A 12,551-nucleotide genomic window follows, 5' to 3' on the forward strand; every position below is an offset into this window, starting at 1 on the left:
TTTCAGATGGCGGCGGGCATACGCATGCCGCCAACCAGGAGAATCATCATGCTCGAGCGTCGTAACCTGCGTCAAAAGCTGCGCGTGTTGCTGGTTCACTCCAAAGTCGGCACCGACAGCGCCGGCGGCAGGGCCTGCCGCACGCTGGAGCAGGAGTTTGCCGACCGCAATATCGAGACGACCACGGCCTCGACCGTCGACGACGCGCGCTCCTCCATCGTCTCCGATGCTGCCATCCACGCCATGCTGATCGACTGGTCGCTGCCCAATGCCGAAGGCGTGGAGAAGGACAATGCGGCGGCCATCGGGCTGATCAACGTCATTCGTGCGCGCAACGAGAACGTGCCCATCTTTCTCATGACGGAGCCGGAGAAGGCGCAAACGCTGAGCGTGGAGACGGTCCAGGCGATCAACGAGCTGATCTGGCTGTCGCAGGACTCGGCCACCTTTGTCAGCGGCCGTGTGCACGCCGCCATGCGGATTTACCTCGGGACCTTGTTCGGTCCGCTGACCGCCGCGCTGGCCAACTTCAATGAAGTGCACGAATACTCATGGCATACACCAGGCCACACCGGTGGCACCGCCTTCCTCAAGCATCCGACGGGTCGCGCTTTCTACGATTTTTATGGCGAGCATATCTTCCGCACGGATCTGTCCATCAGCGTCGGAGAGATCGGCTCGCTGCTGGACCATACCGGGCCGATAGGCGAGAGCGAGAAGTACATCGCGCGCATTTTCGGCTCGCATCGCAGCTATACCGTCACCAACGGATCATCCACGTCCAATCGCATCATCTTCATGGCCTGCGTGGGGCGCGACCAGGTGGTGTTGTGCGACCGCAACTGTCACAAGTCGATCGAGCACGGCCTGACCATGACCGGCGGCATTCCGCACTATCTGGTGCCGCATCGCAATCGATACGGGCTGATCGGGCCGATCTATCCGGACAAGTTTTCCCAGGCCAGCGTTCGCAGCGCTGTCGCGGCGAATCCCTTATCGAAGAACCTGGCGGATCAACAGCCGGTGTTCGTGGTGGTGACCAACTCCACCTATGACGGCCTTTGCTACAACACCGCAAGAGTGCTTGAGGAAGTGGGTGGCTGGGTCGATCGCGTCCACTTCGATGAAGCCTGGTATGGCTATGCCAGGTTCAATCCGCTTTACTCCGGGAGACTGGCCATGCACGGGCCGGCCACGGCGCATGATCCGAACGGGCCGACGGTTTTCACCACCCACTCCACGCACAAATTGCTCGCCGCGTTTTCGCAGGCGTCGTATATCCACGTGCGCGACGGTCGCAGCAGCATCCCGCATGCGCGATTCAATGAGTCATTCATGATGCACGGCTCCACCTCGCCGTTCTACCCGATCATGGCGTCAAACGAAGTCGCCGCTTCGATGATGGATGGCCTGGGTGGCGTGAGCCTGACCCGTGAGTGCATCGATGAGGCGATCCATTTCCGCCAGATCGTGGGGCGCTTGAATCGCGACTTCGCCCAGAAGGGCTCGTGGTTCTTCCGTACATGGAATCCGGAAGTGATCACTGACCTCAATACCGGCAAGAAGATCGAATTTGTCGATGCGGCACCGGAACTGCTCGCGGAGGATGCCAATGCTTGGGTCCTCCATCCCGGCGACAACTGGCACGGCTTCGGCGACCTGGAAGACGGCTACTGCATGCTCGATCCGATCAAGGTGACGGTGCTGACTCCCGGTGTCCAGGACGACGGTTCGCTGGGCGCGCAAGGCTTCCCCGCGACGCTGCTCACGGCCTACCTCGGGGCGCGTGGCATCGTGGTGGAGAAGACCAGTGACTTCGGTGTCTTGTTCCTGTTCTCGATCGGCATCACCAAGGCGAAATGGAGCACCTTGATCACGGCCTTCCTGGATTTCAAGCGTGACTACGATGAAGACCGGCCGCTGGAGCGTGTGATGCCGGATCTGGTGTCAGGTCATCCGGAGCGTTACGGCAGTCTTGGCTTGCGTGGCCTTGGCGACCAGATGTTTGCGGAGATGAAGCGGACCAGTCAGACGCAGCATCTGCAGCATGCCTATTCGAGCCTTCCCGAAGTGCGCATGTCGCCGGCAGACGCCTATCAACAGTTGCTGCGGGTGCAGATCGAGCGTGTGGCCTTGGCCGATCTGGCCGGCAGAACGCTGGCGACCAGCGTGGTTCCATACCCGCCCGGCATACCGATGCTGATGCCCGGCGAGGTGGCCGGTTCGGCCGATGGCCCTTACGTGGGCTACCTCAAGGCACTTCAGAGCTGGGATCACACCTTCCCTGGATTTGGCCATGACACGCATGGCGTGGAGGTCGAAGACGGTGAGTACTACTTGCAGTGTCTGAGGTCTTACTAGGCGAGTACTCCTATGGTCACCGGCGGCGGCAAGAAAATGGGGCTACTTGGGGCTTCCTCATTGGTCGTCGCCAATATGGTGGGGACCGGCCTCTTTCTGTTGCCGTCGAGTCTTGCCAGCGTCGGGAGTATTTCTCTCTTCGGCTGGATCGTCGCGGCCCTGGGCGCCAGCGCCCTTGGCCTGGTCTTCGCGCACCTGGGCATGGTCGAACCCAAGGCGGGTGGACCCTATGCCTATGCTCGCGATCACATGGGGGCGTTCCCGGCCTTCCAGACCAACTTTCTCTATTGGGTCGCGAACGTCATCGGCAACGTGGCGATTGCGGTGTCGGTGACCGGTTACCTAGCGGTCTTTTTTCCGGTGCTGAAGAATCCGTGGATCGCCAATGCATGCACGGCGGGCATCATCTGGCTGTTTGTCTGGCTCAACACGCGAGATGCCCGCGCAGTGGGACATTTCACGGCGATCAGCACCGTGGCCGGCATCCTGCCGATTGCCTTCGTTGGTCTGCTCGGCTGGTTCTGGTTCCGGCCCGATGTTTTTGCCGCCAGCTGGAATCCCGAGCAGCTGCCGACGATCACGGCGATCAGTCGAAGTGGCGCGATTGCCCTGTGGGCGTTTCTCGGCGTGGAGAGCGCCGCTGTTTCAGCGGGCGTCATCGAGAACCCCAAGCGCAACGTGCCCCTGGCCACCATCATTGGCTTGCTGGTTTCGACGGCGATTTATATTTCCTGCTGCACCGTGCTGATGGGCATCATTCCCGGGGCCGAGCTGCGCATTTCCGGCGCGCCATTCGCGGAGGCCGCCCAGGTGATGCTGGGTCCCTGGGCGGCCGTGATCATTTCGCTGGCGGCCATCCTCAAGGCATCCGGTTCGCTGGTGGGCTGGATTCTGATTACCGCCCAGTCCGCCGAGGCAGCTGGCCGCGACGGCATGTTTCCCCATCGTTTTTCATTGACCAACCAGCAGGGCATGCCGGTTCAGAACCTGATCGTGACCGGCGCGATGATGACCTTGATGCTGCTCATCACGACGTCGCCGGATGTGGCGACGCAGTTCGCCCACATCACGGATGCCACGGTCGTGCTCATGGTGCTGCCGTACCTTTATTCAGTCGTGTCCATGTGGCGGCTCAATCGTGAGATCGACATGTCGGCTGGCAAGGTTCGGCTTTATATCGTGATTGGCGTGGTGGCCTGCCTGTATTGCCTGAGCGTCGTGCTTGGGCAGGGCGCGGAACTGGGCCGCAAGGCGCTTCTGATCCTGCTTATTTCCGCGCCGCTTTTCGCACTGATCAAAAAGAAATAGGACGGCCATCTTTACCGCCGCCGCATCGATGCGTTCCAGCGGTCTTCGTGGTGAGACCGATCAGCAGGCCAGCACGTCGATCGCCGTTCCGCTGTCCGCATCCGGGTGCTCGCTCGACACGCCCCGGCAACGGACCCGCTTAGAGGAGTAGCGTCATGAATCACGCGAGAAGCCCCTCAGAAGCCAAGCCATCCGTGGTTGCGGGCGCGGGTCTGGATGTGGTGGAGCGCGTTTCAGAGATGTGCTTTGGCCTGCTGATGGCGTTGACCTTTGTCGGCGCCGTCTCGACGGTCGGGCCCGATCAGGAATCCCCATCGACCATGTGGCGCGCCGCCCTGGGTTGCAACCTCGCCTGGGGCCTGGCCGACGCCATGATGTATCTCTTGCATACGCTGACCAGCCGCGGCCATCGGCTGACGCTTGCACTTGATATGAAGAGCGCACCCGATGCGGCGACGGGTATCGGACTGGTCCGAAACGCGCTGCCGTCGTTTATCGAGATCCTCGTGACGGACGCCGACCTGGAGCCATTGCGGGGCAGGTTGGTCCATCTTGAACCGCTGCCGGAACGCCCGCGGCTTTATTTCATCGATTTCTTGCGGGCTGCGCGCGTGTTCTTCATCGTCGTGCTGTCGACGTTCCCCGTCGTGCTGCCTTTCATGCTGATCGATGATGTGCCCAGGGCACTGTTGGTCTCGCGCGTGCTGAGCCTGGCCATGCTGTTCTTCGGTGGCTTCGTATTGGGCAGGTACGCCGGCCTGGGCGCGTGGCGGGCAGGCCTGGGCATGATGGTGATAGGCGTGTGCCTGACCATGGCGATCATCGCCCTGGGTGGGTGATGCATCGAAGCGCACCGGGTCGCATGGCTCGCTGACGCGCCCGGCTGGCGATGCTCACAGCGGCGGATCTTTCCCCGTCTGCTCGCTCATCATGTACTGGGCGTACCAGTCCGGCCAGTTCTCATCGTGTTTGCCGCCGTTGCGTTTCTCGTGCTCGCCGTGCGCGGCCCCCGCACGCCGCAGCGCCGCCGCGAGGTCGGTCGAGGAGGTGTACGTGGCCACGCCGCTGTCGATGCGCCCGGGTAGTCGCTGGGTGATCTCCTGGAACAACCAGCCATTGCCGTCCGGATCGTGGAACGAGGCGAATGAGCGGTAGCTGTTGCGCTCGGGATCCGGGCCGCTGACGCGAACCCGCCCGAACAGGTAGGGCTCATCGGAGCCGGCATAGGTGCCGGCACCGTGGAACACTTCACTGACCTGCACACCACGTCCAGCGAGTTCTTTGCGGGCCGCCTCGACGTCGGAGACGATCAAGTACAGGCCCTGGGCGGAGCCTGGCGCCGCCGCCGACACATTCTTGCCAAAAATGACGGAGCAACTGGAGCCGGGCGGCGTGAACTGGAGAACGCGGAAGTAGCCGTCATCGGAGGCGAAATCGGCGTCCAGCCTCCAACCCAGGCTGACATAAAAGCGCTTGGCGCGCTCGACGTCCGATACGGGAATGACGACGATCTCAAACTTCATGTCAACGCCCCGCGCCTGCAGGGTCTCGGCGGCAGTGCTGCTCATGTGAACCTCCGATGGCTTGGACCGCAACGCGGCCTTTGCGTGGCCACAACAAGGCGGGTGGGCGGGACCGGGGCGGGGACACCAAGATCGCTAGTGTGCCGCGGGGCAGATGAAGCGGTCGTCGTCGACGCGAAGTGGGCTTCCCGCCGTCCCGGGTGAGCGGTGCAGGTGCGGGGCGGTTCGCCAGGGTATGGGCCTCGGGCGTCTGGGCCGGGTTCCCCTGCGGGTTATATTCGCCCGGCCCGCCTGCGAACCCGAACTGAGATTTTGCCGGGCATATGGGTTTCAATAGGGAAAGATGGCGAACCGTTGCGGGGGAGCGGTTGTCAGCGCTGCGGATCGACCACTGAATGTCAAAAGGCACCGCTAGTTTAGGCGGGGACCATGGTGCACTTAAGGGTAGGCGATGGATCGACAGGCAGCGGTAGAAGCGGGTGGCGCTCAGGCAGCGACCGAACGGCGAACGTCCAGGCATGTCCCCATCGACCTTCGCGCCAACCTGGCGCTCCTGGGCGTCGTCGCCATCGTCATGCTGATGCAACTCATGGTATGGCCATTCTTGCTGCGGCAGTACGGGGCATCCGCCCTGTGGATCGCGGTTCCGCTGGTGGTGGCGACGCCGATGCATTGGGGGCTGATCCATGAAGCCATCCATGGGCATTTGCTGCCCCGGCGCTGGCTCAACGAAGCCGTTGGACGCGCCCTGGCGATCGCCTTCATGTTGCCGTTCGACGCTGCCCGTTTCGGGCACCTGATGCATCACCGCTACACGCGCGAATCCTTTGACCGACCCGATGTGCATGATGGTGCGACGCCTCCCTTGCTTGCTCGCATCGGTTACTACGCGCATTTGCTGGGCGGCCTTTATCTGGCGGAACTTGCGCTGCCCCTGCTCACGCTGCTGCCGGCGCCATGGGTGTCCCGACTCGTCGCCCGTAAGCTTCGCAGCGAAGATCCCACCGGCCGTGAGGTGCAACGCCTGTTCGTGGCCTTTGCCGGCAATGCGCAGCGACGCGCCCTGATACGGCGCGACTGGATGCTCTCGGTTGCGCTCCACGCCGTTGCATTTTATCTCTACGGGGCGTGGTGGCCTGCGCTTGCGGCAACGATGTTTCTGCGCGGACTGTGGCTCTCGGTCGCGGATAACCTGCCGCACTACGATGTGCTGCTGGACGAAGATGCGCGCGCCCGCAATTTTCGCGCTCCGGCCATCTGGCATCCCGTGCTGATGAATCACCATCTTCATTGCCTGCATCATCAGCATCCGACACTGCCGTGGACGGCACTTCCGCCGCTCGCTCGTGCGGGTTCCGCGGCTGCAGATACCGAGACCGGCTATTTCCGGGCAGCATTCCGCCAGTTTCGCGGGTTTGGCAAAGTGCGCTGACGAAGGGGAGCCTGGTCGCGGCGCTAGCGCTGGGCGGACACTCCCACCATTCATCGACGCTTGCAGGTGTATAACCGGGCGTGCAGCCCTCTCGCGCGGGCAGCCGGGGCGCGCGACGCACGTGGAGGCTTGGATTCATGGCTGACAAACCCACTCAACAAGACGCCACCCTTTGGCAGCGGCGTCTGGCCTCTCAGGCCAACAATCGAGCCTGGACACTCACCGAAATCGACCACCGCTCGGCTGAGGAGAGCGAAGAGATGCTGCAGGCTGCACATGCAGCCATGTACTTGTGGAAGATCGTCGGCGACGCAAGCAATCATGCCCATGCGGCGCAGCTGCTTGCTCATGCGTATGCGCTGCTCAAGCTTCCTGCGCCGGCAGCTCACTATCTCAGGAAATCATTGCCATACTTCGAGCAACACGGCAGCGCACCGTGGGAGTTGGCATTTGCCCAGGCGGTCGCCGCCAATGTCGCCGCCGCCGAGGGCAATGCGGCGGCACATGCCAGGCACTACGCGCAGGCCCAGGCCGCGGCCGCGCTTATCACCGATCCACAGACACGCGAGATGTTTGCCGCCACGTTGCGCGTGGTGCCTGTACCCGATCCCTGAGGTAAGCGGCGGGCGCTGACTGACGCATCGGTCGCGCCGGCGATGGCAAAATCCTTCATCGCTCAAGCGGAGCGAACGGAGGATTTTGCAGTCGATTCGAAGCGTGGTGAACGGCACGCTGGGTTTCCGCATGCGTTGGTGATGAGTATTTGCAAGCGAGCCCGCTCGGCAAGAGCGGGCTCGCGCGACATGACTGCTTTCAGCCATGCCCGAAGAGAAGAGACAATACCTAGGGCTGCGTCTTTCGAAGCAGCTGTAGTTCCTCTTTCAGCCAATCCGCCGAGGGCCGATCGGCGCCGCCGCAGTTCACCAGATAAGGCCGGCCGCTGAAACTGCTTACCGTGCCCGCGCGGTCGATGAACTCCTCCGCAGAATTTACTTTGTCTCGCTCCAGCAAGTAGTTGAGCTTCAGCTCAAGATGATTCTTCGCATCGGCCCCGCTATAGCTCTTGCCGTTGCGGATGAAGCTGCAATGGCTCTGGCCGACAAAGCTAAGCAAGGCTGCCACTTCGCGCTGGCCTTGGGCGTCCAGTCCGGCGTGCGCGACGGTCGAGGCGATCACCAGCGCGAACGCCATGACGATGTTGCCGAACGATCGTTGATATCTCACGGCGTCATCTCGATGAGTAAGGCGTGCGATGCGATCAGGTCTGGTGCGCCGCTATTACGCACACGTCGAAGGCCTGGGCGTCAATGCCCTTTATGAATGAAGAGCGAGGACTGTGCATCGCAACGATCGTGAGCGTGCCGGCAGTCAGCGGCGATAGTGCGTAGCTATGTTAACTAAATGATGGAAGTGGAATGGGAGCGGATCCACGATCCGTTGACGGCTTGCCCGATCCGAGGATGTAAACATGCGTGTGCATCGCTGGATCGTCGTACTTTCCTTCACCATTCTTTGTCACGTCCTTCAGGCGTGCTCCACACTGCCGCCCAATACCGACAAGGCACAAACGCATCACCTGCCGCCGGCCACCGATACCGCCTCAGCGCAGTACACGCACGCCGAAGTGGACAGGCATCAGCAGCAGTCAGGCTTCCGCTTGCTGACCTTGAGCACCAACGCTTTGCTGAGCCGGGTGGCGTTGGCCGATCACGCCGCGCACTCGATCGACCTGCAGTACTACATTTTCGCCAACGACATGACGGGGCATCTGATGTTGCAGCACCTGCTTGCTGCGGCGGATCGCGGTGTGCGTGTGCGCATGCTCATCGATGACAACAATTTCGACGACAAGGATCACCTGTTCGAGGCGCTGGACTCCCACCCGAATATCGAGATCCGCCTGTTCAACCCCTTTCAGACGCGCGATCCGAGCCTGTTGTCGCGTGCCACCCAGTTCATGCTGGAGTGGCGGCGCCTGAATCGACGTATGCACAACAAATCCTTCATCGTCGACAACAACGTGGCCATCGTTGGTGGACGCAACATCGGCGACCCCTACTTTGATGCGGGGAGCGACACACACTTTCGCGATCTCGATGTCGTGGCCATCGGCCCCGTCGTGCAGCAGGCGTCCGAAGCGTTCGATGCCTATTGGAATTGCGATGCCGCGTATCCGCTCAACCAGCTCAAGAAGACGGATGGTTCCGGTCAGCAACTGGCCGCCGCGCGGCAGTTGCTCCAGAAGGACGTGCGGGCGTTCGCACAATCCGATTACGCCCAGTCCGTACTTGACGAATTGCCTGATGGCCCGACCGCCGACAAGCGCGGCGCATGGTTCTGGGGCGATGCGGAACTCGTGGCCGATCAGCCGGAGAAGATCGAAGCCACCCACGACGAGCCGGCACTGCGCATTGGTCCGCGGCTGAAGACCATGCTGGATGGTGCCCAGCACGAGATCATCGCGACAACACCGTACTTCATTCCCGGTGACGCCGGCACCAAGCATCTTGTGGCCCTGGCGCAGAGTGGCATCTCGATCAAGATACTCACCAACTCGCTCGCCTCGACCGACGAAACCGCGGCGCATGCAGGCTATGTGCACTCGCGCAAGGCGTTGGTCGAAGGCGGCGTGCAGCTGTACGAGCTCAAGCCATCGTCCGGCCAAAGCCAGCCCTCCACCTCGATGGGCCAGTCGTCGGGCATCAGTTTGCACGCCAAGACCATTGTGGTGGACAGCCGCCAGGTCTTTATCGGCTCGCTCAATATGGATCAGCGCTCCAAGCTGCTCAACACCGAAATGGGCGTCATCGTGGATTCGCCAGGCTTGGCCAAGGCGATCAGCGATTTCTTCCAGACGGCAACGCAGCCCTCCAATGCCTATCTGGTGGAGATGGCTCCCGCCTCCCACCAACTCATCTGGCAAGCCGACGATGACGGCAAGCCAGTGACCTACAAGAGCGACCCGGGTGCGACCACCAAGCGGCGTACCGAAGTCACGTTCCTGCGTTTGCTCCCCATCGATGGCTTGCTCTAGTCGTTGAGGCGGGTGCGTGGTTACGCCTCCTTTTTTAGAACCCGCGCAGATCGTCGATCGGCATGGCCAGCTTGCCGCCGGTGATGCGCTCGAGCGTGCGGCTGACGACCTCGATGTTGTTGTCGAAGCTGCCATGTCCCGCACTGATGGTGCTGCCGGAGCTGCTGGTTTTCACCTTGTCGACATCAAGAATGCCGATGCGCTTGTCCAATCCGCTTTGCTTGGCCGCCTGGCGCCAGTTGCCCAGCGCTTCGCCGGTGCTCGATGAGCCGTCCCACCCGTTGTAGCCAACGTCCATGACGTTGGCCAGGCCGAGGATGGGCGTGCGCACATCTTGCTCAAGCGCGTCTGAAACCATATAGAGCAATGACTTGCGGTAGACGGCCGCCACATCGTCGTCCCGTTCGTTCTCGTCGGACAGGATGTCCAGATACATCGACTTCATCAGCGCCTCGTGCGGCGTGTAGTGGCGATTGGCGAACTGCACGGTGCAAGCCGGAGCGTAGAGATGGATGGACGTGGCCCGCGCATCGAGTCCGCGCGCGGCCAGCAGGTCAACGAGCCAGCCAAGGAAGATGGAGCCCGCCGAATGCCCGATCAGGTGGATCTGAAGTTTGTCGCCCCAGCTCTGCTCGAGATTCTGCAAGGCCGTTACCAGCAGATCCGCCCCGCGTGTTGGAAAGCTGGAACCCTCTGCGTTCTCCTTCATCTCGCTCCAGATCGGACGCGCGAACGGACGTCCGATGGTTTGTTCGATCAATCCATCCGTCACATTCGTCAAGGCCTCGCGGACGCCGCCGACGCGCGAAGGGGCAGGCCGGAATCGGTCGGCAATGATGTCCTCGATCGATTCAAGCATGCCGGTCTTCCACACCATGAACAGCGGGTAGCAGCCATTGCCGATCAGGTAGGGGCCCATGACGCGCGCACGCGTGATGGCGGCGGCCTCGCTGTTGAGGCCGCCATGCGCATAGATCACCAGGCGCTTGGTGGCAGACGCCTGTTGGCGGAACCACTGATCCGGCAACGTGCATGCCTGGTAGAGCAGGCCTCGGTTCAAGGCGTCCTGCGTGAGATATCGCGTGACGCGCCCGTCATTGCCGAGCACGACGCTGTGTGCGTAGGCGTCGGCCTCGTTCCATGCGCCCGATCGATCGGCGCCGGCGCGCCCCGTTGCACCGGGGATGGCCGCCGCGCGCTGGCCAAACACCAGGCCGCGCACGCCCATCGCGGCCACCCACGCATCCATGCCGTTGGCCAGCCAGTCCGCATAGGTCAGCACGGCAAAGCCGCCGCAGCCCCAGCTCTTGCCCCAGGAATTCTGCACGACGAAACCGCGCGTATTGAATCCCACCAGAGCGAACGCGTGGCCGTCGGTCTGCGAGGGACGTCCGTCGAACTCGATCACGGGCAGGGTGTCGTGTCCGTTGATTTTCTTGCGCGAGGTCGGCACGTTCTGCCAGCCATCATGCGTGTTCGCGGAGACGTAGATGGCGCCCACTTCCAGGATGGCGGCCTGCAGGTCGGTGATCGTCTTGAGGTCGATGCGGTAATAGATGCCCAGGGTGTTGGCGGTGGCGCGATCGGCGTATCCGAAGCTGGGCGGTTGTGTGTCCTCGGCTTGATAGGGCCAGTCTTCCTCCAGGCATACGCCGTGGTAGAACCAGCCCTTCAGCGCGCCTCGGCAGCTTGATCCATCGTAATTGTCGCCGGCATATTCGTCGTACCGCCGCGCGAAGTTGTACAGCATGCGCGGGCTGACCGAGTCCAGCGCCGAAGGCATGCAGGCTTTTCGCCAACGCAGATAGTTGATGACGCACGCCAGGCCAAAGCCGGTGCATGCGCCTTCCTGCCCCTGATCCAGGATCAGGCCGGCGCTGCTGTAGGCAGGTAGAAGTTGCTGTACGTACTCGTCGCTGGGCGAGCAGTCGGGCAGGCTGACCGGTGGCGGCGTATAGGAACGATCGCGCAAGTCGACGGGGTCTTTGCTGGCGGTGAATTTGCGGGCCGGCGTCGGGGCAGTGGCCGTCTTGCGGGCACGTGCCGTACGACCTGCGCGGGCAACCACCGGCCACACCGAGTCCGCCAGCTGAAACACGCTGCGAAACTTGTCGAGCCCGTAGGTGCCGCCATTGACCAGCTTGCGCGCTGCGGCGTAGTTGTTGGACGCAAGCGCCGCGCGCATCTTGTCAGCGGCATGATTGAGAAACACGGCCAGCAGCACGGCTGCCGCTTCAGGCGCGTTCGCCAGGTCCGGAAAGCTTTCGATATCCAGGCCGATCTGCGCCGCGTAGGTGTGATAGTTCGCTCTTCCCGTCAGCTGCACAAAGCCACGGCCTTTAAAGCGCGCGCCATCACCGGGCTGTGTGTTGCCGAGCGAGGTGCGCCCATCGTAGGCGCTGTAGGCTGGCATGCCCGGCGTCGTGTTGAAGTGCGAGGGAAACTCGGAGATAGGCACGAAGCCTTCGGTCTCCGCGCGAATGGTGCCTAGCGCGGCGCAGATCATCGGGCGATCGCGCAACCCGACGACATTCAACGCTGCCGCCACATAGGGAAGGTTGCGGGCAATATTGGACGCCTTGGTGGCTGGGAAGAGCTGCTTAACCGCATCCACGGTGATTGGCACGTCGGTCGCCTGCAAGGCGATCATGCCCAGGACGCTCTGGCAATACGGACCAACGATCCCATCCGCCACCAGGCCAATGCCCGATTGCCAGCGTCGGACCGCGGCGTCAGTGAGGTCGTCGAAACGATTGCCCGCCGCCAGGCCGGGAAACGCCCCGGCGTCTGCCTGCAGTGCCGATGCCAGTTTCTTGCGCAATTGCGTGACATCCGGCCCTGTTGCGTCCTTCATCAGTAGCATGGCCACGGTTCATTCTCCTGGTTATTTCGC

The 12,551-nt window shown here is 62.3% G+C and carries 9 protein-coding genes; 6 read left to right on the forward strand and 3 right to left on the reverse strand.

Annotation, left to right across the window (positions count from 1 at the left end):
• Nucleotides 1-48: 48 nt before the first annotated feature.
• From AC1DMG_RS03255 to AC1DMG_RS03265, 3 genes are all read left to right on the forward strand, one after another.
• Nucleotides 49-2,361, forward strand: coding sequence for an Orn/Lys/Arg family decarboxylase (locus AC1DMG_RS03255; protein WP_441603929.1), 2,313 nt, complete (start codon nt 49-51; stop codon nt 2,359-2,361).
• Nucleotides 2,362-2,373: 12 nt separating this feature from the next.
• Nucleotides 2,374-3,669, forward strand: coding sequence for an amino acid permease (locus tag AC1DMG_RS03260; RefSeq protein WP_477178608.1), 1,296 nt, complete (start codon nt 2,374-2,376; stop codon nt 3,667-3,669).
• 155 nt (nt 3,670-3,824) lie between these two features.
• Nucleotides 3,825-4,508, forward strand: coding sequence for a hypothetical protein (locus AC1DMG_RS03265; RefSeq protein WP_441603927.1), 684 nt, complete (start codon nt 3,825-3,827; stop codon nt 4,506-4,508).
• A gap of 54 nt (nt 4,509-4,562) precedes the next feature.
• Here the strand turns inward: AC1DMG_RS03265 and AC1DMG_RS03270 are convergent, their stop codons facing one another.
• A complete protein-coding gene (locus AC1DMG_RS03270; RefSeq protein ID WP_477178609.1) occupies nt 4,563-5,237 on the reverse strand; it encodes a VOC family protein in 675 nt (224 codons plus the stop codon).
• 406 nt (nt 5,238-5,643) lie between these two features.
• Between AC1DMG_RS03270 and AC1DMG_RS03275 the strand changes: the two genes are divergently transcribed.
• Together AC1DMG_RS03275 and AC1DMG_RS03280 are read left to right on the forward strand one after the other, a co-directional pair.
• Complete coding sequence (locus tag AC1DMG_RS03275; protein WP_477178610.1) at nt 5,644-6,624, forward strand: fatty acid desaturase; 981 nt, start codon at nt 5,644-5,646, stop codon at nt 6,622-6,624.
• A 137-nt stretch (nt 6,625-6,761) separates the two neighbouring features.
• The gene (locus tag AC1DMG_RS03280; RefSeq protein WP_477178611.1) at nt 6,762-7,238 is read left to right on the forward strand and encodes a hypothetical protein; all 477 of its coding nucleotides are present in this window, start codon (nt 6,762-6,764) and stop codon (nt 7,236-7,238) included.
• Nucleotides 7,239-7,467: 229 nt separating this feature from the next.
• On the opposite strand, the gene AC1DMG_RS03285 is transcribed toward AC1DMG_RS03280, so the two are convergent.
• Nucleotides 7,468-7,848, reverse strand: coding sequence for a DUF5329 family protein (locus tag AC1DMG_RS03285; RefSeq protein WP_477178612.1), 381 nt, complete (start codon nt 7,846-7,848; stop codon nt 7,468-7,470).
• A 244-nt stretch (nt 7,849-8,092) separates the two neighbouring features.
• Between AC1DMG_RS03285 and AC1DMG_RS03290 the strand changes: the two genes are divergently transcribed.
• Nucleotides 8,093-9,658 carry a phospholipase D family protein gene (locus AC1DMG_RS03290; protein WP_477178613.1) on the forward strand — a complete coding sequence of 522 codons (1,566 nt, stop codon included), beginning with the start codon at nt 8,093-8,095 and terminating at the stop codon, nt 9,656-9,658.
• Between the two features lie 34 nt (nt 9,659-9,692).
• On the opposite strand, the gene AC1DMG_RS03295 is transcribed toward AC1DMG_RS03290, so the two are convergent.
• The gene (locus AC1DMG_RS03295) at nt 9,693-12,521 is read right to left on the reverse strand and encodes a C1 family peptidase (protein ID WP_477178632.1); all 2,829 of its coding nucleotides are present in this window, start codon (nt 12,519-12,521) and stop codon (nt 9,693-9,695) included.
• Nucleotides 12,522-12,551 lie beyond the last annotated feature (30 nt).

The sequence above is a fragment of the Dyella sp. 01N36 genome, from assembly GCF_056399745.1.

Bases quoted from the DNA above. Each gene is read 5' to 3' on its own strand.
- AC1DMG_RS03255 (WP_441603929.1), top strand. From the start codon at position 49: ATGCTCGAGCGTCGTAACCTGCGTCAAAAGCTGCGCGTGTTGCTGGTT.
- AC1DMG_RS03260 (WP_477178608.1), top strand. From the start codon at position 2,374: ATGGTCACCGGCGGCGGCAAGAAAATGGGGCTACTTGGGGCTTCCTCA.
- AC1DMG_RS03265 (WP_441603927.1), top strand. From the start codon at position 3,825: ATGAATCACGCGAGAAGCCCCTCAGAAGCCAAGCCATCCGTGGTTGCG.
- AC1DMG_RS03270 (WP_477178609.1), bottom strand. From the start codon at position 5,237: ATGAGCAGCACTGCCGCCGAGACCCTGCAGGCGCGGGGCGTTGACATG.
- AC1DMG_RS03275 (WP_477178610.1), top strand. From the start codon at position 5,644: ATGGATCGACAGGCAGCGGTAGAAGCGGGTGGCGCTCAGGCAGCGACC.
- AC1DMG_RS03280 (WP_477178611.1), top strand. From the start codon at position 6,762: ATGGCTGACAAACCCACTCAACAAGACGCCACCCTTTGGCAGCGGCGT.
- AC1DMG_RS03290 (WP_477178613.1), top strand. From the start codon at position 8,093: ATGCGTGTGCATCGCTGGATCGTCGTACTTTCCTTCACCATTCTTTGT.
- AC1DMG_RS03295 (WP_477178632.1), bottom strand. From the start codon at position 12,521: ATGCTACTGATGAAGGACGCAACAGGGCCGGATGTCACGCAATTGCGC.